The sequence below is a fragment of the Rhodococcus ruber NBRC 15591 genome (assembly GCF_001894945.1).
Lineage (GTDB): Bacteria > Actinomycetota > Actinomycetes > Mycobacteriales > Mycobacteriaceae > Rhodococcus > Rhodococcus ruber.
In genome coordinates this window covers 290,973-310,589 of sequence record NZ_BCXE01000021.1, presented here as the reverse complement: position 1 = coordinate 310,589, position 19,617 = coordinate 290,973, and the positions used below count along the sequence as shown (strand labels likewise).

General features: G+C 71.2%; 19 protein-coding genes. 12 read left to right on the top strand and 7 right to left on the bottom strand.

Annotation, left to right across the window (positions count from 1 at the left end; translation table 11 throughout):
* Positions 1-66: 66 nt before the first annotated feature.
* The 4 genes from RR3_RS14500 to glnT all read right to left on the bottom strand — a co-directional run bounded on the left by RR3_RS14500 (position 67) and on the right by glnT (position 4,501).
* Entirely contained in the window at positions 67-1,392 is a 1,326-nt protein-coding gene (locus RR3_RS14500) for an FMN-binding glutamate synthase family protein (protein ID WP_017680505.1), read from the bottom strand.
* A gap of 25 nt (positions 1,393-1,417) precedes the next feature.
* Positions 1,418-2,104 (bottom strand): GltB/FmdC/FwdC-like GXGXG domain-containing protein, encoded by a 687-nt coding sequence (locus RR3_RS14495; protein WP_026137697.1) that lies wholly within the window; start codon positions 2,102-2,104, stop codon positions 1,418-1,420.
* A 101-nt stretch (positions 2,105-2,205) separates the two neighbouring features.
* A complete protein-coding gene (locus RR3_RS14490; RefSeq protein ID WP_017680507.1) occupies positions 2,206-3,093 on the bottom strand; it encodes a class II glutamine amidotransferase domain-containing protein in 888 nt (295 codons plus the stop codon).
* A gap of 46 nt (positions 3,094-3,139) precedes the next feature.
* Complete coding sequence (gene glnT, locus RR3_RS14485) at positions 3,140-4,501, bottom strand: type III glutamate--ammonia ligase (protein WP_017680508.1); 1,362 nt, start codon at positions 4,499-4,501, stop codon at positions 3,140-3,142.
* Between the two features lie 297 nt (positions 4,502-4,798).
* Here glnT and RR3_RS14480 point away from each other — a divergent pair, with 297 nt between their 5' ends.
* The 8 genes from RR3_RS14480 (at position 4,799) to RR3_RS14445 (ending at position 11,055) form a co-directional block, all read left to right on the top strand.
* Positions 4,799-5,176 (top strand): cupin domain-containing protein, encoded by a 378-nt coding sequence (locus tag RR3_RS14480; RefSeq protein WP_064066175.1) that lies wholly within the window; start codon positions 4,799-4,801, stop codon positions 5,174-5,176.
* 10 nt (positions 5,177-5,186) lie between these two features.
* Positions 5,187-5,699, top strand: coding sequence for a dimethylamine monooxygenase subunit DmmA family protein (locus RR3_RS14475; protein WP_064066176.1), 513 nt, complete (start codon positions 5,187-5,189; stop codon positions 5,697-5,699).
* Positions 5,699-6,694: a PDR/VanB family oxidoreductase gene (locus RR3_RS14470; protein WP_064066177.1), complete on the top strand. Its 996-nt coding sequence runs from the start codon at positions 5,699-5,701 to the stop codon at positions 6,692-6,694. The genes RR3_RS14475 and RR3_RS14470 overlap by 1 nt, the downstream gene beginning before the upstream one ends.
* Entirely contained in the window at positions 6,691-7,698 is a 1,008-nt protein-coding gene (locus RR3_RS14465) for a heme-dependent oxidative N-demethylase family protein (RefSeq protein WP_064066178.1), read from the top strand. The genes RR3_RS14470 and RR3_RS14465 overlap by 4 nt, the downstream gene beginning before the upstream one ends.
* Positions 7,695-8,171, top strand: coding sequence for a dimethylamine monooxygenase subunit DmmA family protein (locus tag RR3_RS14460; RefSeq protein WP_064066179.1), 477 nt, complete (start codon positions 7,695-7,697; stop codon positions 8,169-8,171). The genes RR3_RS14465 and RR3_RS14460 overlap by 4 nt, the downstream gene beginning before the upstream one ends.
* Positions 8,172-8,193: 22 nt before the next feature.
* Entirely contained in the window at positions 8,194-9,201 is a 1,008-nt protein-coding gene (locus tag RR3_RS14455) for a heme-dependent oxidative N-demethylase family protein (protein WP_064066180.1), read from the top strand.
* 70 nt (positions 9,202-9,271) lie between these two features.
* A complete protein-coding gene (locus RR3_RS14450; RefSeq protein WP_064066181.1) occupies positions 9,272-10,438 on the top strand; it encodes a lycopene cyclase family protein in 1,167 nt (388 codons plus the stop codon).
* Between the two features lie 377 nt (positions 10,439-10,815).
* A complete protein-coding gene (locus tag RR3_RS14445) occupies positions 10,816-11,055 on the top strand; it encodes a WhiB family transcriptional regulator (RefSeq protein ID WP_017680511.1) in 240 nt (79 codons plus the stop codon).
* Between the two features lie 41 nt (positions 11,056-11,096).
* Here the strand turns inward: RR3_RS14445 and RR3_RS14440 are convergent, their stop codons facing one another.
* Together RR3_RS14440 and RR3_RS14435 are read right to left on the bottom strand one after the other, a co-directional pair.
* Positions 11,097-13,109, bottom strand: a complete 2,013-nt coding sequence (locus RR3_RS14440) for a SpoIIE family protein phosphatase (RefSeq protein ID WP_017680512.1) — start codon at positions 13,107-13,109, stop codon at positions 11,097-11,099.
* A gap of 97 nt (positions 13,110-13,206) precedes the next feature.
* A complete protein-coding gene (locus RR3_RS14435; protein ID WP_010592818.1) occupies positions 13,207-14,397 on the bottom strand; it encodes an NAD(P)/FAD-dependent oxidoreductase in 1,191 nt (396 codons plus the stop codon).
* Positions 14,398-14,546: 149 nt separating this feature from the next.
* On the opposite strand from RR3_RS14435, the gene RR3_RS14430 reads away from it, so the two are divergent.
* The 4 genes from RR3_RS14430 (at position 14,547) to RR3_RS14415 (ending at position 18,519) form a co-directional block, all read left to right on the top strand.
* Entirely contained in the window at positions 14,547-15,161 is a 615-nt protein-coding gene (locus RR3_RS14430) for a GNAT family N-acetyltransferase (RefSeq protein WP_010592817.1), read from the top strand.
* A gap of 125 nt (positions 15,162-15,286) precedes the next feature.
* The gene (locus tag RR3_RS14425; RefSeq protein WP_017680513.1) at positions 15,287-15,703 is read left to right on the top strand and encodes a toxin-antitoxin system YwqK family antitoxin; all 417 of its coding nucleotides are present in this window, start codon (positions 15,287-15,289) and stop codon (positions 15,701-15,703) included.
* A 17-nt stretch (positions 15,704-15,720) separates the two neighbouring features.
* The gene (locus tag RR3_RS14420; protein WP_010592815.1) at positions 15,721-16,347 is read left to right on the top strand and encodes a maleylpyruvate isomerase N-terminal domain-containing protein; all 627 of its coding nucleotides are present in this window, start codon (positions 15,721-15,723) and stop codon (positions 16,345-16,347) included.
* A gap of 168 nt (positions 16,348-16,515) precedes the next feature.
* The gene (locus RR3_RS14415) at positions 16,516-18,519 is read left to right on the top strand and encodes a S9 family peptidase (protein WP_010592814.1); all 2,004 of its coding nucleotides are present in this window, start codon (positions 16,516-16,518) and stop codon (positions 18,517-18,519) included.
* Positions 18,520-18,578: 59 nt separating this feature from the next.
* Here RR3_RS14415 and RR3_RS14410 read toward each other — a convergent pair whose 3' ends face one another.
* Positions 18,579-19,529 (bottom strand): TIGR03621 family F420-dependent LLM class oxidoreductase, encoded by a 951-nt coding sequence (locus tag RR3_RS14410; protein ID WP_040271716.1) that lies wholly within the window; start codon positions 19,527-19,529, stop codon positions 18,579-18,581.
* Between the last annotated feature and the right edge of the window lie 88 nt (positions 19,530-19,617).

Below are 19,617 nucleotides of genomic sequence, written 5' to 3'. Positions count from 1 at the left end.
CGAGCGAATGTGCCTTGCCGTCGGACAGTCCGACGGCAAGGCACATTCGCTCGGGGCCCGAGCGGTTCAGAAGCCTCGGCCGGGGATCCAGTCGGTGCCGGCCAGCGGTACGCGCGCCATGGCGGCCGACTCGAGGGTCAGGGCCACGAGGTCCTGCGGCTCGAGGTTGCGCAGGTGGGACTTGCCGCAGGCGCGAGCGATGGTCTGGGCCTCCATGGTGAGCACCCGCAGGTAGTTCGCGAGGCGGCGGCCACCCTCGACCGGATCGAACCGGGCCTGCAGGTCCGGGTCCTGCGTGGTGATGCCGGCGGGATCCTTGCCGTCCTGGAAGTCGTCGTAGAACCCGGCGGCCGAGCCGAGCTTCTCGTACTCCGCCTGGTATCGGGGGTCGTTGTCGCCCAACGCGATCAACGCTGCGGTACCGATCGCGACGGCGTCTGCGCCGAGGGCCATGGCCTTGGCGACGTCGGCACCCGAGCGGATGCCGCCGGAGACGACGAGCTGCACGCCGCCCGGGGTGCGGTGCATCCCCAGCTCCTGCAGCGCCTGCACGGCCTGCGGGATCGCGGCGAGCGTCGGAATCCCCACGTGTTCGATGAACACGTCCTGCGTGGCCGCCGTGCCGCCCTGCATGCCGTCGACGACGACGACGTCGGCGCCGGCCTTCACGGCGAGCTTGACGTCGTAGTAGGTGCGGGTTGCGCCCACCTTCACATAGACCGGCTTCTCCCAGCCGGTGATCTCGCGCAGCTCGATGATCTTGATCGCGAGGTCGTCCGGGCCGGTCCAGTCGGGGTGCCGGCAGGCGCTGCGCTGATCGATACCGACCGGCAGGGTGCGCATCCCGGCGACGCGCTCGGTGATCTTCTGCCCGAGCAGCATGCCGCCGCCCCCGGGCTTGGCCCCTTGGCCGAGGACGACCTCGATGGCGTCGGCCTTGCGCAGGTCGTCGGGGTTCATGCCGTAGCGCGACGGCAGGTACTGGTAGACGAGGTGCTTGGACTGGCCGCGTTCCTCCGGCGTCATGCCGCCGTCGCCGGTGGTGGTGGAGGTGCCGACCTCGCTCGCGCCGCGCCCGAGCGCCTCCTTCGCCCGCCCGGACAGCGCCCCGAAGCTCATGCCGGCGATGGTGACCGGGATGTCGAGGTGCAGCGGGTACTTCGCGTGCCGGTCGCCGAGGACCACGTCGGTCTCGCACTTCTCGCGGTAACCCTCGAGCGGGTATCGCGACATCGACGCGCCGAGGAACAGCAGGTCGTCGAAGTGCGGGAGCTTGCGCTTGGCGCCCCATCCGCGGATATCGTAGATGCCGGTGTCGGCGGCACGCTGGATCTCGTGGATGACGTTGCGGTCGAAGGTGGCCGACTCACGAAGTCCGGGCTGGAAGGTCATGGGGTTCTCCTGGGATGCGGTGCGATCAGTACGCCGAGGCGTTGTCGACGTGGAAGTGGTAGAGCCCGCGGGCGGAGCCGTAGCGGGTGAACTCGGCGGGGTCGGCGTCGAAGCCGGCGGCCCGGAGGAGTTCGCGCAGTTCCTCGAGGTGCTCGGGCCGCATCTCCTTCTTGACGCAGTCCGCGCCGAGCGAGGCGACGGTGCCGCGGACGTAGATGCGCGTCTCGTACAACGAATCTCCGAGGGCCTCGCCGGCGTCGCCGAGGACGACGAGCCGCCCGGCCTGCCCCATGAAGGCGCTCATGTGGCCGATGCTGCCGCCGACGACGATGTCGACGCCCTTCATGGAGATGCCGCAGCGGGCGGCGGCGTTGCCCTCGATCACCAGCAGCCCGCCGTGGGCCGTGGCGCCGGCGGACTGGGAGGCGTCCCCGGTGACGCGCACGGTGCCCGACATCATGTTCTCGGCGACCCCGACCCCGGCGTTGCCCGCGACGGTGACGGTCGCGTGCTTGTTCATTCCGGCGGCGTAGTAGCCGACGTGGCCGTCGATGCGCACGTCGATCGGCCGGTCGAGCCCGCACGCGAGTGCGTGCTTGCCCTGGGGATTGGTGACGGTCACCGACGCGGGTGCCTCGGTGGCCTGCAGTGCGGCGTTGAGTTCGCGCGTGGTGGTGACGTCGAGGTCGTACGTCGTGCCGGCGGGAAGCATGTCGGCGGGAAGCGTGTCGGTGGGCAGGGTCTCGGAAGGCAGGGTCTCGGCAGGCATGGTCGTCTCCGGCGTCGAAGAGATGGGGGAAGCGTCGGTGCTGGTCAGCGGTGCCATACGTAGACCCGCTCCGGCTCGGGTTCGAAGATGTGGGCGTCCGCGATGCCGGGCAGGCCGGCGAGGGCCCGGAACTCGGAGGCCATCGCGACGTACGCGTCGGTCTCGGCGACGATCGCGGGTTTGCACGCGATCGGGTCGCGCACGACGGCGAAGGAGTCGGACGTCGACACGAGCAGGGTGTAGAACCCGTCGAAGCGTTCTCCGAGCAGACGCAGGGCCTTCTCGAGGTCGGCGCCCTCGGCGAGGTGCTTGGCGACGAATCGCGCCCCGACCTCGGTGTCGTTCGCGCTGTCGAACGCCACCCCCTCGGCCTCGAGTTCCCGCTTGACCGACAGGTGGTTGGAGAACGAGCCGTTGTGCACCAGGCACTGGTCCGGGCCGACGGCGAACGGGTGCGAGCCCGCGGCGGTGACGGCCGATTCGGTGGCCATGCGGGTGTGGCCGACGCCCTGCCATCCGGAGGCGGCGGGGATCCCGAAGCGCTCGGCCAGCGCCACCGGGTCGCCCATGCCCTTGAGGACGGTCACGTCGTCGCCGAAGCCGATGAGCGTGGCGCCGGGATCGACAGCGCGGAGAGTGTCGGCGAGCAGCTGCGCCGGGACCGGCGCGTGCAGCACCGTGGTGGGCGCCAGGTCGATTCCGGTCACGCTCACCCCGAGTGCGGCACCGACGGTGGCGGCGAGGTCCGGGGCGGCGCCGAGCAGGGACACCGACGCGTGGCCGGCGGGGGAGAAGGTGGGGTCGCCGTAGAGGGCGACCCCGGCCGAATCCGGTCCCCGGTCGACCATCTGGCCGAGCATGCCGGTCAGCAGGCTGCCCAGCCGGGGGGCGAGGGCGGCGTCACGCAGGTGAAGCCCGACGATTCCGCACATGGGTCGTCTCTCCTTTTCGATCGTCGTTCGCGGTGACCCGCACGGGTCAGAAGGCGGTCAGGTAGCTGTCGATCTCCCACGCGGTCACGGTGTTGTGCCAGTGGAAGAACTCCTCGCGCTTGAGCGCGGCGAAGTACTCGGCGACACCCGGGCCGGCGGCGTCGAGGGCGCCGGTCACCACGGGGTCGGCGGTGAGGGCGTCCATCGCGTGCAGCAGGGTCATCGGCAGTGTCTCCGGATTCGGGGTGCCTCCGGGTACGCCGGGATCGAGTTTGCGGTCGATGCCGTCGAGGCCCGCCGCGACGGCGGCCGCGGCAGCGAGGTAGGGGTTGGCCGAGCCGTCCCCGCCGCGCAGCTCGACGCGGTTGCCGTCCGGAACGCGCAGATAGTGGGTGCGGTCGTTGCCGCCGTAGGTGGCGTGCCGCGGCGACCACGTCGCGCCGGAGCTGGTCGCGGTGGCACCGGTCCGCTTGTAGGAGTTGACGGTCGGGGCGATCACGCCCTGCAGGGCGCAGGCATGGTCGAGGATGCCGGCGATGAACGCGTAGGCGGTCTCGGACAGTCCGAGTCCGCGGGGATCGCCGGCATCGGGGAAGGCGGCCCCGTCCTCCCGCCACAGCGACAGATGCATGTGCATGCCCGAGCCGGTGCGGTCGGCGAACGGCTTGGGCATGAACGTCGCGGTCATGCCCCGTTGCTCGGCGAGCACCGAGATCAGGTAGCGCAGCGTGACCACCCGGTCGGCGGTGGTCATCGCGTCGGCGTAGTGGAAGTTCTGCTCGAACTGTCCGTTGCCGTCCTCGTGGTCGTTGGCGTAGTTGCCCCAGCCGAGGGAGTTCATCGCCGCGGAGATCGAGGTCAGGTGTTCGTACATGCGGGTGACGTCCCGGGCGTCGTAGCAGGGCTGCCGGGAGGTGTCGAGCGCGTCGGCGGTGCGCAGCGTCCCGTCCTCGTCCCGCTGGACGAGGAAGTACTCGATCTCGGCGCCGACCTTGACGGACAGCCCGCGCTCGGCGGCCTTGCCGAGGACCTGCCTCAGGATCACCCGCGGGGCGTAGGGCCAGGGCTTGCCCTCGACGTGGGGATCGCAGTGCACCAGCGCGAGCCCCGGACGCACGAACGGGATCGGCGTGAAGGAGGTGGGATCCGGGAGTGCGACGAGATCGGGATCCTTCGGGACCTGACCCATCGCTCCGGCCGCGTAGCCCGCGAAACCGACCCCGTCGGACTGGAGCTCGTCGACCGCCTCGACCGGGACGAGCTTGGCGCAGGGCTTTCCGGCGAGATTGGTGAACACCGCGAGGATGAAGCGGGTGTCGGTGGCGCGGGCGAGAGCGGCGAGCTCGGCGGCGGGGGCGTCCGGGGAGGGCAGACGCATCACGGGGAGGTCGGTGGCTTCGAGCGTCATGGGTACTCCTGGGGTCCGGCTGCGAAGTTTCATAAGGTGAATCGCTGTCGAATGAAATGAAACATAGCATGCATGACGGGCGTGTTACGTGGTCGTGAGTTTGTGGTGACGGTCCGGCTCGACGTGCCCGGCGGATCGCCGAGCCGCGAATTCTCCTGATGCTGAGAGGATTCGGTTACACGCGTTAACGCGGTGGCAACCGCCCGGGGTGTTTCACCTCATTACTGTCTGTTTCACGTCAGCGATCGACGTTCTCCACTCCCGCCGGCTCGACCGGCCCCGATCCCAGGAGCCTCCATGGCAGAGACCACCACCGCCCCCGCATTCCGCGTCACCGCCGACTTCTGGAAGAGCCTGCCCCAGATGTCCACCGACGAATTTCCGGGCACCGCGGGCTTCATCGACGACGTCTACCCCAATCCCGAGGGGTCGGAGATGGCGGCCGGCTACTTCAAGCTCGAGCACACCGACGCCCCCCTGGACTACCTGTACGAGTACGACGAGATGAAGGTCGTCCTCGAAGGCGAGTTCCGGCTCGAGAACCTCGACACCGGCCAGGTCGAGATCGCCCGCGCCAAGGACGCGATCTTCTTCCCCAAGGGCTCACGCATCCGCTTCACCACTCCCGACGGTGCCCTGGCGTTCTACGTCGGCCAGCGCACGTTCGCGCCGTGAGGACCCGGACATGAGCGTCTGTACGGAGACGACCAGCGTCCCGCGCTGGGACGAGGAACGCATCGTCGCCGACGGCGGCAGGACCGTCACCGTCCTGTCGTTCGGCGCCGCCGCCGGCGACCACGCCCGCCGCCTCGTGACCTCTTTCGAAGGCCGGCGGGTGAGCTGGCTACGGGCGCCCGCCACCTGGGGCGACGCGGCCGCGGAGGTCCTGCAACGCCAGCTCGCCGCGGCCCGCGTCGGCTGGCGGCTCGTCCTGGTGGGCGACGAGGCCGCCGTCCTCGCCGCCCGGGCCGTGGCCGTCGCCGCGGGGGCACTCGACGACGAGATCCTGCCCGAGGTGCTGACCACGGACACCCGCACGGTGTACTGCGCGCACTGCGCGCACACCCATGACACCGCCGCCGCGATCGGGCAGACGAGCACGTGCCCGGGATGCGCAGCGAACCTCGTCGTCTACCACCACGTTTCGCGCCACCACGGCGCATATCTCGGCTACCAGCTCGACGCGGAGGAATGCTGATGACTCTCGTATCCGACTCCGGAGCGGCCGTCCGGCGCAACGACGCGACCCTGACCCTCGCCGTCGCCGAGGTGACCACCGTCGCCACCGGCGTGCGGCACGTGCGGTTCGTCGACCCCACCGGTGCGCCACTGCCGTCGTTCACCCCGGGCAGCCACGTCGTGCTCTCCTGCGGCCCCCGCGACGACGGCCGGCCCCGCCGCAACTCCTACTCCCTGACCGGTCCGGAGCTCGAACCGCACAGCTACTCGATCTCCGTGCGGCTCGACGAGACCGGCCGGGGCGGCTCCCGCTGGGTCCACGGTCTCGAGGTCGGCGACGTCGTGGAGGTCAGCAGGCCCCGAAGTGCCTTCGCGCCGGTCCTCACCGCGCGTCACCACCTGCTCGTGGCCGGCGGCATCGGCGTCACACCCATCCTCTCGCACGCCCGCGCCGCCGCTCAGTGGGGCCGCTCCTTCGAGGTCCACTACACGTTCCGCGAGGGCGACGGCCCGCACCTCGGCGAACTGCGCGAACTGTGCGGCGACCGCCTGCACACCTATCACACACCCGGGCAGTTCTGGGCCGCACTCGGCCCGGCCCTGCTCGATCAGCCGCTCGGCACCCACCTGTACGTGTGCGGGCCCACCGGTCTCATCGACGAACTCACCGCCCGCGCCCGTGGCGCGGGGTGGCCGGACGCCCGCATCCACTACGAGCACTTCGGTGTCGGCGACCTCGACCCCGGCTCCCCGTTCACCGCACATCTGCGCCGCACCGGGGCCGACATCGTCGTGAACTCCGGCGTGAGCCTGCTCGACGCGCTCGACACGAACGGGGTCGCGGTGCCGAACCTGTGCCGGCAGGGAGTGTGCGGCGAATGCCGGATCCCGGTGACCGGCGGCGCGATCGAGCATCGCGACCTGTACCTGACCGACGCGGAGAAACTCGCCGGCGACTGCATGATGCCGTGCGTCTCCCGCGCCGGCGGCGAGCGATTGGAGCTGGACCTGTGACTGCCGCAACCGAATTCGAGGCGCTCCCGGAACGCGTCGCGCGGTTCCCGTTCCCCTTCCCGCGGGACGCCTACCGGTACAGCACCAACGTCGAGCCGGCCGGGACCCGCGCGGACACGGCGGCCGGCGGCTGGGGCGAGCACCCGGTCGACATGGACGGCTTCCTCCTCGACGAGCTCGCCGAGCGACGGCGCGTGCTCGACGCCGACCCGAGCCGCTTCCAGACGCTCGGGCACATGGCGGTCGCGCAGTGGGACGCGATGCTCACCCTCATGAAGATGCTGGCCGAGGCGTACCCGCAGACGTTCGCGCTCGACCGCGACGGCACCGTCTGGCGGTGGAGCAACCTCGCCCTCGACCTCGAGCAGGCGTTCGTCTACGGGCAGTCCGCCACCCTGCCCGAGCCACCCCTGCTGTACATCGGCCGGCAGATCCAGGAGGACGTCGTGCTGCTCGACCAGCGCGACGGTGCCCTGTGGGGCGACGCGGGCCTGGTGACGTTCGCGGCGGACTGGTCGCTGCGCTTCGACGTCGGGATGAGCTTCCTGCAGATCCACGGTCCCGTGCCCCGCATCCACGCCGAGGGAGTGATCACCCGCGCCCAGTCCTTCCTCATGGGACTGCAACCCGGGCAGCGGTACCGGCGCACCAACTGGACCCTCACCGTGGACCGCCGGCTCGACACGGCCACCGAGACGTATCCCGAGTGGGGACGCGACCGGCGCCTGCTCGCCGAGGGGCCCCTCGAGGACGTCGGCCGTCGCCTGCACCTGCGGGTCGAGGTGCAGCACCTGATCCGGCTCGGCGCGTCCGGCGCGATCATGTTCCTCATCCGCACCTACCTGCTGCCGTTCGAGGAGATCGCGCTGGTGCCGGAATGGGCCGATCGGCTCTACCGGGTCCTCGAGGAACTCCCCGAGGACATGGCCGACTACAAGGGCCTCACCCGCACCCGCGAGCCGGGCCTGAAGTGGTTGCGCGAATTCGGGGGTGTGCGGCCGTGAAGAACTCCGGTTTCCTCACCGGTGCGCTGCCCCCGCTCGATCCGAGTGGGCGCATCCACCTCATGTTCTGCCTCGGTGGCTGCGCCGACGCGCGGGCCGCGGTGACGGCCTGGGCGGCGCGGGCGCTCGCCGCCGGCCGCGTCGCCACCGTGGTTCCGGACGCGAGCGCTGCGGAGGTGGCGCGGCTCGTGCGCGAGGCTCGCGCCGGTACCCGCGTGCTGATCGCCGGACCGCGGCGGGAAGCGATGGCAGCGACGGCTGCGGCGCGCACCGCCGGCCTGCTGCCGTGTGAGACGACCACCTATGTCACCGCCGTCGACGGAGTGCCGCTGTTCTGCCCGCACTGCGGCACGACCCGGGCCGTCGACGCCGAACCCGGGGATGTCGTCGCCTGCGGTTCGTGCGGCCTGGACCTCGAGATCCGCCCCCACCTGTCGGGGCACCACGGTGCCTATCTCGGCGCTGTGGCCTGACACCTACCGGAAAGGAACCGTCGTGACCGCCTCCGTCGCCAGCGACCTGTCCTGCCTGCCGTGGCCCTTCCCCCAGGGCGACAGAGTGTTTCGCTACGCCGTCAATGTCGAACCGGCACCGCGTCGCACCGAGACCGCCGCCGGGGCCTGGGGCGAGCACATCGTCGACCTCGGCAAGAGCCCCGCCGAGTACGTCGAGATGATGCGGTTGCGTCGCGCGATCCTCGCGGCCGACCCCGGCCGCGTGCAGATGCTGCCCCACATGACGCCGGCCTGCTGGGATCTGATGCTCTACTACATGCGGGACATGACGGCCTCCTTCCCCGACGTCATGCATCTCGACGTCGAGAACGAGGGGTATCGCTGGCGCAACGACCTTCTCGGGATCGATCAGCGGTTCGCGCTCGGCGATCTGTCCACCCTGCCGGAACACCCGCTGGTCTTCATCGGATGCCAGCTGCCCGACGACGTGCTGCTGGTGACCGAGCGCGACGGGCACCTGTGGTTCGACGCGGCGCTGGTCACGTCGTCCGCCGACTGGTCCGTCAAGTTCGACATCGGCATGAGCCTGCACGAGATACACCGTCCCGTACCCGGCCTGACCTCGAACGGGGTGACCGACCGCGCCGAGCAGTTCATGCGCCGGCTCACGACCGAGCGGCCGTACCGGCGGGTGAACTGGACCTTCTCCGCGGTCGGCTCGCGGCGGCGGGACACCAGTCTCGAGACGATGCCCGACTGGATGGACGACATGCCACGGCTCGTCGCCGACCGCGACTGGGGCCGCATCCAGCTGCGCATCGAACTCGAGCACCTGATCCGGCTGCCCATGACAGGAACGCTCGTGTTCAACATCCGCACCTACATGGCGCCGCTCGAGGAGATCGCGCAGGTCCCGGTGTGGGCCGAACAGCTCGCCGACATCGTCGAGGAGCTGCCCGGCGAGATCGCCGCGTACAAGGGCATCGACTCCTACCGCAGGCCGGCGATGGCCTGGCTGCGGGAACGGACACGGACCTACGCCGCGTAGGACCGCACGACCGTGCCCGGTGGCCGGTACGGTGACGAAGGAGACGGCTCCGGCGAGGGGAGGGTCGAGCGTGCGAGCCTGGAACGAACCGGTCGACGGCGGTATCGCCGTCCTGGGGGCGGGCCTGAGCGGGCTGTCGCTGGCGGCCCATCTCGCCACCGCCCCGGCGCGACCCGGTCCGGTGGTGCTCGTCGACGACGGCGCCCGCGACATCCGAGAAGTCGGATGGGCGTTCTGGTCCCGCCGGCCCGGACTCCTCGACGCCGCCGTCTCCGCGCGGTTCGCCCGGATCCGGGTTCACGTCGGCGGACGGTCCCGCACCCTCGGTCTCGGCCGGTACCGGTACGGCGTCGTCCGCGGCGCCGATCTGGTGCCGGTGGTCGACGAGATCACGGATGCAGTCGGCGACATCGGGTTCCGCACCGGGCATGTGACGCGGGTGCACGACGGGGCCCGTCCGCGCGTCGGCCTGTCCGACGGCACGGAACTGCACCCCGAGTGGGTCTTCGACGGCCGCGGCCCCGACAGCGGTGACCCGCGCGACGGGACGGGCCCCGATGCGTGGCTGGACTTCCGGGGGTGGCGGATCCGCGCCGATGCACCCCTGTTCGATCCCGGCGTCCCCACCCTGTTCGACTTCCGCACCGATCAGGGCCGGGCCGCGTCCTTCGTGTACGTGCTGCCCACCGACGACCGTCGCGCCCTCGTCGAGCACACGTGTTTCGCGCGTCCCGACGCCGGGCCCGTCGGCACCGCCGTCCACGACGAGGCACTCCGGGAGTACCTGGCGACGGTGCTCGGCGCCGACGAGGACGCCTACGTGGTCGAGGCGGACGAGTCCGCGCGGATGCCGTTGGCCTCACAGCCGCCCGCGCGGCGCCGCGGCAACATCGTGCGGATCGGCGCCGCGGGCGGGATGCTCAAGGGCAGCAGCGGATATGCCTATCAGCGGATCCAGCGCGACAGTGAGGCCCTCGCGCGGTCGCTCGCCCGGCACGGGCATCCTTTCGACGTGCGCCCTGCCCCGTCCCGGTTCGCCCGGTACGACCAGGGGCTGTTGCGGGCCGTCGTCGAGCGGCCCGCCGTGCTCGAGCGCGCCTTCGCGGGCCTGTTCGACCGGTCCTCCGCGGAGCCGATCCTGCGGTTCCTCGACGAGGAGTCGTCGTGGCGCGACGAGGCGGCGCTCTTCGCGTCGCTGCCCGCCGCCCCACTGCTCCGGGCGATGGCCGGCCGCTGACCGTCCCCGGCGGCTCCGCGCGACCGGACGCGGGTCCGGGTCCGAGGAGGGTACCGCCGCGTCGCCCCGCGAACAGGCGGTATGCGGGTCGGGGACCGGGCGGGCGGTCGGTCCGGCCCCCAGTTTCGTGGATCTTCGACAAATCTCTCTTTCTGTTGGCATGAATTCCGGCGGCGTGGGGTACTCCCCGGTCCATGAGATCGACGAACCGAGACCCGGCCCTTCGCGGGGGTCGCGGCGCGTGGATCGAAGTGAACGAAAGGTCGCAGACTTTCGTCCGGTCCGCTCGCACTGCGTGCGAGCCTGCTGTCAAGGAGAGCCCCGTGCCATTGTCACCTCACCCCCTCCGGCCGACCGTCGATGTCTGGAACTGGCAGATGCAGGGCTTGTGCCGCGGTGTCGACTCCTCGGTGTTCTTCTCGCCCGACGGTGAACGGGGCCGAGCGCGTTACCAGCGGGAGTCGAAGGCCAAGGAGATGTGCCATCGGTGCCCGGTCATCGAGCAGTGCCGCGAGCACGCGCTCACGATGGGCGAACCCTACGGGGTGTGGGGTGGGATGTCGGTCGCCGAGCGGGAGAAGTACGTGCAGTCCCGGAGACGGAAGATCGCGAGCTGACGAGGATTTCGCCCGGCATCGACATTTCGTCGGTGCCGGGTTCACGTCTCCGGGTCGCCTGAGGGTTCGGCGATGCCACCCGCGGGGGGTGCGGCCCGGCCGTGGAGTCCGACCAGGGTGAGCACGTGGTGCGCGGTGGTGCCCGGCGGCGCCACCAGGGTCACGGCGGTGTGCTGCCCGGCCGCACGCTCACGGGCCGTCGAGAGCAACGAGACCCCGGCGGAGCCGAGATGGGTGACCTCGCTCAGATCCACTGTCACCGAGAGTGTTCCGCCGCGTGACGCCACGTCGAGGTGACCCTTGAGGATGGGGGCGGTGTCGATGTCGACATCGCCCCGCACCGCGAGGCGGCCGGGTGCGGTCTCGTCGACGGCGAAGTCGCGCGAGGACTCGGGACGGCCGACGATCGCGCCGTCGGTGAACTCGGTGACGACGCGGGCGCTCCGGGTGAGCCGGAACGTGACCGTCGCAGTCGTGCCCGTGTCGTCGCAGTCGATGCGGAGATCGTCGGCGAAGAGCCGGACCATCGTCAGTCCGCGGCCGCGGCTGTCCGTCAACCGGTGGGACTCCGGGGTTGTCGCGGGGGTCTTCCAGCGGCCCCGGTCCCGTACGCGGATCCGGAGGCAGCCGTCGGCGTCGAGAACTCCGCCGATCTCGACCGGGCTGTGCTCGGCGTCGGTGCCGGGATAGGCGTGCTCGACGACGTTGGACACCAGTTCGGAGACCGCGTGTTCGACGGCCACGGTCCCCGCATGGTCGGCCCCGATACGCACGAGCCACTGCCACAGCGCCGACCGCGCCGCCTTCGGCGCCTCCCGGTCGGCGTGCAGGTGCACGTGCAGGGGATCCGGCATCGCCGTCCGCTGAGCCGCGACGATGGTCACGTCGTCGCTGTATCCGGTTTCCCGAAGCAGGAATTCGAGGACCTCCCCGCACACCCGATCCACCGTCCGGGCGCGTGTGTCCGGGATCGGGAACGAGCGGCCGGCCACGCTCAGAGCCGCCCGCTCGGCGAGTTCGGCGGTGCTCGCCGGGGGCGGCCGGCCGGGACGCTCGATCAATCCGTCCGTGTAGAGCAGCACGACGTCGCCGGTGGCGAGGGCGTCGGTGGCGACGGGGAACGTCGAGCCGGTTCCGATCGGCGTCGCGCCCGAGGGAGGCAGGTAGCGGACCGTCCCGACCGGGCTCGCCACCAGCGGCGGGGGATGCCCGCCCGTGCAGTAGCGGACTCGGCCGCTTCCGGTGTCGAGGACGGCGACACACACCGTCGCGGTGCGGGCGCCGGGGACGTGCGCCGAGAAGGCGTCGAGCGTGGACAGGGCGCCGGCGACGTCTGCACCCGCGAGGATCTGCTGGCGCAGAACCGCCCGGAGTTGTCCCATCACGGCGGCGGCCTCGACGCCGTGCCCGACGACGTCTCCGGTGATGAGCGCGAGCTCGCCGCCGGGGAGGGCCAACGCGTCGAACCAGTCACCGCCGGCGGCCGTGTCCTCCGCGGCGACCAGGTAGGCCGCCGCCACCTCGGCTCCCGGCACGACCGGAACGGACGGCGCCAGCAGGGTCTGCTGCATCACCGTCACCGCGTCGCGGGCCTGTTCGTACTTCTCCGACATCAGCTGGGCCCGGGCCTCGGCGACGTGCCGCGCCAGGACACTGTCGGTCACGTCGGAGGCGAAGAAGAGCAGTCCGGCGACGCCGCAGCCGGGGTCGCGGCAGGGGGCGACAGTGAAGTCGAAGTAGCGCTCGCGGACCACGCCGCTGCCGTCGGTGTCGATCTGCATGCGCCATTCCTTGGCGGTCTCGGCGACGCCGGTCGCCGCCACCCGGTCGAGCAGCTCGAAGAACTGCTGACCCTCGAGTTCCGGGACGGCCTCGCGCACCGGCCGGCCCAGGAGATCGCCCCGTCCGAGCAGCGCACGGTAGGCGGCGTTGGTCGCGACGTACACGTGGTCGTGTCCCTGCCACGCTCCGAGTGCGAACGGCAGCGCCTCGAACACGCGGAGAACCGTGTCCGGCTCTCCCGTGGCCGAGAACAGATCCTCGTCGTCCGGCATGACGTGTACCTTCTCCGGTTTCCGCGCCGAAGCCTCACCTTCTGTTCTATACCCCGCCCGGGCCTCGGTACAGCGGCGTGTCCGGCGGTTCGTTTCGTCAGCGCATCTCCCCGGCCCCGACGTACGGGTTCAGGCTGGCGAGGGGCTTGCCTTCGGCGAAGCGCGAGTACCGGAAGTCGGTGCCGTCCACGGCGGGGTCGCTGCTGATGCCGTCGAGCAGGAGGTCGGCGGCGAGCCGGCCCACGGCAGGGGAGATCTTGTAACCGTGGCCGCTGAAGCCCACGAGCAGGAACAGTCCCGGCGCCGGGGACGGGCCGATGATCGGGTTGTAGTCGGGTGTGGTGTCGTAGCATCCCGCGTACGACGAGGCGAGCCGCGGATCGGGCATGGCCGGCAGCAACCGGTCGAGCTTCGCGACGGCGGTTTCCACGAACGGGTCGTCGGCGCGATTGGCGTAGTCGTCCGGGTCCGCCCACTCCGGCGCGGAGTGATCGCTGTTGCCCACCAGCAGCTCTCCGTTGGGCTCGCGGCGGATGTACTGGAGGTTCACCAGGTCGGAGAAGGTGGGGATGTCGGGGGTGGGTTCGCCCTGGTCGACGAGCAGGAGTTGTTCCCGCTGGGCCCGGATCGGGAGGTCCACGCCGGCGGTCGCGCCGAGTGCCGGTGACCACACGCCGGTTGCGAGCACGACGGTGCCCGCGTGGATTTCGGAGCCGTCCGCGAGCCGCACCCCGTAGACCTCGCCGCCCTCGCGCTGCAGGAGGGAGGCGACGGGGGTGCCCTGGCGCACTCGCACGCCGAGGGCTCGGGCGCGGGTGCCGTAGGCCATTCCGGTCATGTAGGCGTCGCCGTGGCCGCCGAGGGGCTCGTACGCGAAGGCCGCGAAGGGATCGAGGGCTATCCCCGGTAGCAGGCGGCGGACCTCGCCGGCGTCGATCGTCTCGACGGGCACTCCGAGGGCCCGGTGCATCTCGACGTTCGCGGCGAGCGGGGCGGTGTTCTGGGGCCCGACGCCGACGACGTATCCGGTCTGCCGGAAGCCGATGTCGGCCCCGAAGATCTCCTCGGCTTCGGAGAACACCTGCACGCCGTGCCAGGCCATCGCGGCCAGCGACGGAACGCCGTAGTGGCAGCGGACGATGCCGCTGGACTTGCCGGTCATGCCGGAACACATCGTCCCGCGTTCCAGGACGAGGACATCCGTTTCGCCGCGCTCGGCGAGGGACCAGGCCGCAGCCAGGCCCTCGAGTCCGCCGCCGACGATGACGATGTTCGCGGTTTCGGTCATCGCATTTCCTCACAGCTCGCACTTCGGTTGTTTCTTACAGGGAAACAGTGTTGCATAAAACGAAACACGCGCGGTTCTCGCTGTGTGACAACGACGTAAAACCTGCTGGGCGGCAACGATGCTCCGTCGAGGCCGGTAGCCTCGTCCGCATGACCCCTGTCGTCCGCCCGGCCACCCGACGGGACATACCGGTCTTCGCCCGCACCCTCGCCGACGCGTTCTTCGACGATCCGGTGATGATGTGGATGTGGCCCGACGACGAGCGCCGGCGCCGAGGTCTGCCACGCATGTTCGCCGCCGAGGCGCAGCATCATCTGCTGTCGCACGGCGGACTCGAGCTCGCCGAGGGGCCGGACGGTTCCGCCGGAGGCGCGACCATGTGGGCGCCGCCGGGTCGCTGGAAAGCCCCGGGGTGGCGGTCCGTGCTGGTCACTGCGGGGATGATCCGCGCGCTCGGGCGCCGGGCCCGCGTCGGCGCCGAGGTCGACGGCGCGCTCGACGAGGCGCATCCGGCCGAGCCGCACTGGTACCTCTCCGCCATCGGAACCGGAAACGCGGCGCGTGGCGGAGGTTTCGGGAAGGCCCTGCTGCGGTCGCGGCTGGACCGCTGTGACGCCGACGGGATGCCCGCGTATCTCGAATCGAGCAAGGAGAAGAACATCTCCTACTACGAGCGGTTCGGGTTCCGGGTCACCGGCGAGATCGCCGTCCCGAACGGAGGGCCGACCCTGTGGAAGATGTGGCGCGAACCCGTGACGCGATGAATCGGCCGATCCCTTGATATGCAAGCAGTTGCTTGCATATAGTCGGTATCTGTGAGTGATGTCTCGCGGACAGCCACAGGACCGAGCGGCGTATGCGAAGCCCCGGCCCGGGTCGGGGGCACGACGTGAGCGCGCCCCTCGAGCGCCCGAACGCCGTGGACGGTCACGGCCGCAAGACCGGCGAATGGGCGGAGCCCGACCCGCACGGCGGGCTGATGGTGGGCACCTACGTCGACGGCGAGCGTCACGGAACGTGGCGGCACTTCTCCGCCGGTGGGGCGCTACGTTCCGAGGGTGGTTACGACCGCGGCGTCCTGCACGGTCCCTGGACCTGGTACCGCGCCACCGGTGGTCTGCTGCAGCGCGGCGGGTTCGCCCACGGTGACAAGCACGGCTACTGGGAACGCTGGACGGCGGCGGGGACACTCGTCGACAGCGGACACTGGGAGCACGGCAGGAAGACCGGTGAGTGGACCTACTACGACACCGACGGGAGCATCAGGAAGACGACCACCCACCGGCCGAGGCCGCCGCGCGGGTGACCGAACGAGGGGGAGCGGTGACATCGACCTTCGACCGGGATCGAGCCCTGCTGATCCGGCTGTGGCGCTCCTGGGCCGAACGGGCCCGGGCATTGAGCGACGAGCAGTGGACGGCCCCGACCCGGCTGCCGGGCTGGACCGTTCGGGACCTGTACGTCCACGTCGCACCCGACGCCCTGATCGCCCTGATCGCCGACCCCGCGCCCGAGGGCACGGCAAAGGTCACCAGCGCCGCGGAGATGCTCCGCGTCTTCAACGCCGACCCGGTCGCCGCCGAACCGATGCACCGACGGATCGCCGAGATGGTCCGCCACGCCGCCACCGACGCCGGCCGGGAGACGCTCGTCGAGCGATTCGCCGTCGAACTGCCGCAGGCGTTCGATCGCCTGACCGGCCTCGATCGTGAGACCGTCGTCCCACACCCTCTGCTGGGCTCGGTGACGCTCGGCGCACTCCTCGACCTGGCCATCCTCGAAACGACCGTCCACCTGCTCGACGTCGTCGACACGGTCGGCGGACCGCCGCCCGAATCGGAGGCACTCGAACGCACCCGCAACGTGCTCGCCGCCGTCCCGGACGCGCGGGACTTTATCGAAGCGGCATCGGGCCGGTCGGGCGCGCGGATCCTGCCGGTGATGCGATGAGGCAACCGCGCATGTGACGCGGCGCCAGGAGTCCGACCGTGGGGGCAGCGCCCACGCGGCGCCGGCGACGGCGCAGACCACAGTGCCGGTCGGCAGGGGCATTCGCCGTCCGAAACGGCCGTGTCGGCTCCCCGGTGACGCCCCCGGCGCGCACTACCCTCGGGCACCATGACCGCATTCGACGACCTCGACGACTATCTCGCTCTCCCGCGCGTCACCGCGCTCGCGCTGTCGCCGGACGGGACCCGTGTCGTGATCGCCCAGTCCACCCTGGACGAGGAGGGGACCGGGTACGTCGGGGCCTTGTGGGAGGTCGACCCGCACGGACAGGAGCCCGCCCGGCGGCTCACGTGGGGTGCGAAGGGCGAGTCGAACCCGGTCTTCACCGCCACCGGTGACCTGCTGTTCACCGCGGCCCGGGCCGACGGGACGGACGGCGACGATGCCCCCGTCGCACTGTGGCGGCTGCCGGCGGCCGGTGGCGAAGCGCAGCGCGTCGTGTCCCGCAAGGGCGGGGTACGCGCAGTGCACGCCGCGCGGGCCGCCGACCGGATCGTGGTGACGGCGGACGTGCTCGGCCGTACCGACGGCGACGACGAACGGATCCGGGACGCCCGCAGGAAGCACAAGATCTCCGCCGTGCTGCACACCGGATACCCGATCCGGCACTGGGATCACGACCTCGGCCCGGCCGAGCCGCACCTGCTCGCCCTCGCGGACGGCCTCCACCCGCCCCTGTCGGACCTGACTCCCGGACCCGGGGGCGCGCTGCGCGAGGCCACCCTCGACCTCGCCCCGGACGGCACGTTCGTCGTCACCACCTGGTCGGTCCCCGGGCCGCTCGCCTCCCGCCGCACCACCCTGGTGCGCATCGACACGGACACCGGACTGCGCACGGTCCTCGTCGACGACGAGACCGCCGACGTGTTCGCCCCCGCGATCTCGCCGGACGGCACCCGGATCGCATTCCTGCACGAGACACACTCCGACCCCGAGACCGCGCCGACAATCACGTTGCGGCTGTTCGATCTTCGATCGGGAGACACGACGGTTCTGGTGCCCGGATGGGACCGGTGGCCGACGTCGGTCGTCTGGCGTCCCGACTCCGGGGCGCTGCTCGTGACCGCCGACGAGCACGGCCGCGCGCCGATCTTCCAGGTCGCGTTGTGGGCCGACGTCCCCACCCCGTTGACCACCGACCCGGCCGCCTACACCGACCTGCGCGTCGCACCCGACGGAACGTGCGTCTACGCCCTGCGTGCGGCCTACGACGCTCCGCCGCACCCGGTGCGGATCCCGCTGGACGGCTCCGGCGCCGTCACCGTTCTGCGCGCTCCCGCCGAGCTGCCGGACCTCCCCGGCCGCCTCACGGAACTGACCACTGCCGCCGCCGACGGCACCCCGCTGCGGGCCTGGCTGGCCCTGCCGGCCACCGCCGACCCCGACGCCCCCGCACCGCTGCTGCTGTGGATCCACGGTGGCCCCCTCAGCTCCTGGAACACCTGGTCGTGGCGATGGAACCCGTGGCTTCTCGTCGCCCGCGGCTACGCCGTGCTGCTCCCGGACCCCGCCCTGTCCTCCGGCTACGGGCAGGACTTCGTCCGGCGCGGGTGGGGCAGATGGGGCAAGGAGCCCTACACCGACCTGATGGCGCTGACCGATGCCGCGATCGAGCTCCCCGAGATCGACGCCGACCGCACCGCCGCGATGGGCGGCTCCTTCGGCGGGTACATGGCCAACTGGGTGGCCGGGCACACCGACCGGTTCCGGGCGATCGTCACCCACGCGAGCCTGTGGGCTCTCGACCAGTTCGGACCCACCACGGATTCGGCCTGGTACTGGGCGCGGGAGATGACCCCCGAGATGGCGGTGGAGAACTCACCGCACCTGTATGTCGCCGACATCGTCACTCCCATGCTGGTGATCCACGGCGACAAGGACTATCGCGTGCCGATCGGGGAGGGGCTGCGACTGTGGTACGAACTGCTCTCCGAGTCGGGGGCACCCGCCGCCGAGGACGGCTCCACCGTGCATCGCTTCCTCTACTTCCCCGACGAGAACCACTGGGTGCTCGGCCCCCAGCACGCGAAGATCTGGTACGAGGTGGTCGAGGCGTTCCTCGCGGAGCACGTGCTCGCGCGTCCCCGGGAACTGCCCGAGGTGCTCGGCTGACGCGGATCCCGGCGGTGCGCGGCGCGGGAGTCGAACGGCATCTCCGTCGGGGGCGACGCTCACCCGCCCAGCGTCCGCACCCGCTCGAGCACCGGGGCGAACGCCTCGAGGTACGGCCCGTGGACGGTGTAGTAGGTGAAGCCGTAGCGGTCGCGGTCGCGCAGGACCTGATCGGCCATCCGTTCCACCGTGCCGATCAGTGCGAACGGCGTGTCCAGCAGTTCCTCGACGCTCGTCATCGGACCGAAGCGCTCGAGCAGTGCCCGCGCCGCGGCCTCTCGGTCGTCGGTCACCACGACCGCCTGGACCAGCACCTGCCACTCGAGGCGGTCCGCGCGGGCGCCGGCGCGCTCGCGGGCGAACCGCACGCGTTCGTCGGCCTCGGCGGCCGTCGCGATGCGCAGCACCCCGGGCGCCTGTCCCGGCACCTGCACGGCACCGGCCACCCCCACGATGTCGGCGCGCTCGGCCGCCAGCTGCAGCACCCGGTCCCCGGTACCGCCGATCAGCAGCGGGGGACCGGTGCCGCCGAACCCGCACCGCTGGACCGGCTGCAGCGGTGCCAGGTCCAGGCCGGCGCGCAGCTCGGCCTGTTGTGGGTACCCGCCCTCCGCGAAGCGGCGCCCCAGACCCTCGATCAGGGCCTCGAGCCGATCGACGCGGCGGCCGATCGGATCCCAGCCGATGCCGGCCTCGTCGAATTCCCACTTCATGTGCCCGGCGCCGAGGCCGAGTTCGAGCCGGCCACCGGTGAGGACGTCGGTGGTCGCGACGTCGCGGGCCAACAGCTCCGAGTTCCAGAACGGAGCGTTGAGGACGAGCGTGCCCACTCGCAACCGCTCGGTCGCCTGCGCCGCGGCGACGAGCGTGGGAAACGGCGCGACGACCCCCAGGTGGTCCGCGGCGAACAGCGTGTCGTACCCGAGCGCCTCGATGCGGCGGCATCGGCCGGCGAACGCGCCGGCCGACTCCAGGGTGAAGACGTTCGTGGCGAAGCGGAACTCGTTCACGTCTGCCACGGTGCCGTACCCGTGATCCGCAGTCCAGCAGGCCCGATCCGGGCACGTGGGGCGTGTGCAGGCGGTTTGCCTCCGCTGA

Coding starts and splice junctions, on each gene's coding strand:
- RR3_RS14500 (WP_017680505.1), bottom strand. CDS start 1,392: ATGACCTTCCAGCCCGGACTTCGTGAGTCGGCCACCTTCGACCGCAAC.
- RR3_RS14495 (WP_026137697.1), bottom strand. CDS start 2,104: ATGCTTCCCGCCGGCACGACGTACGACCTCGACGTCACCACCACGCGC.
- RR3_RS14490 (WP_017680507.1), bottom strand. CDS start 3,093: ATGTGCGGAATCGTCGGGCTTCACCTGCGTGACGCCGCCCTCGCCCCC.
- glnT (WP_017680508.1), bottom strand. CDS start 4,501: ATGACGCTCGAAGCCACCGACCTCCCCGTGATGCGTCTGCCCTCCCCG.
- RR3_RS14480 (WP_064066175.1), top strand. CDS start 4,799: ATGGCAGAGACCACCACCGCCCCCGCATTCCGCGTCACCGCCGACTTC.
- RR3_RS14475 (WP_064066176.1), top strand. CDS start 5,187: ATGAGCGTCTGTACGGAGACGACCAGCGTCCCGCGCTGGGACGAGGAA.
- RR3_RS14470 (WP_064066177.1), top strand. CDS start 5,699: ATGACTCTCGTATCCGACTCCGGAGCGGCCGTCCGGCGCAACGACGCG.
- RR3_RS14445 (WP_017680511.1), top strand. CDS start 10,816: ATGCAGGGCTTGTGCCGCGGTGTCGACTCCTCGGTGTTCTTCTCGCCC.
- RR3_RS14440 (WP_017680512.1), bottom strand. CDS start 13,109: ATGCCGGACGACGAGGATCTGTTCTCGGCCACGGGAGAGCCGGACACG.
- RR3_RS14435 (WP_010592818.1), bottom strand. CDS start 14,397: ATGACCGAAACCGCGAACATCGTCATCGTCGGCGGCGGACTCGAGGGC.
- RR3_RS14430 (WP_010592817.1), top strand. CDS start 14,547: ATGACCCCTGTCGTCCGCCCGGCCACCCGACGGGACATACCGGTCTTC.
- RR3_RS14415 (WP_010592814.1), top strand. CDS start 16,516: ATGACCGCATTCGACGACCTCGACGACTATCTCGCTCTCCCGCGCGTC.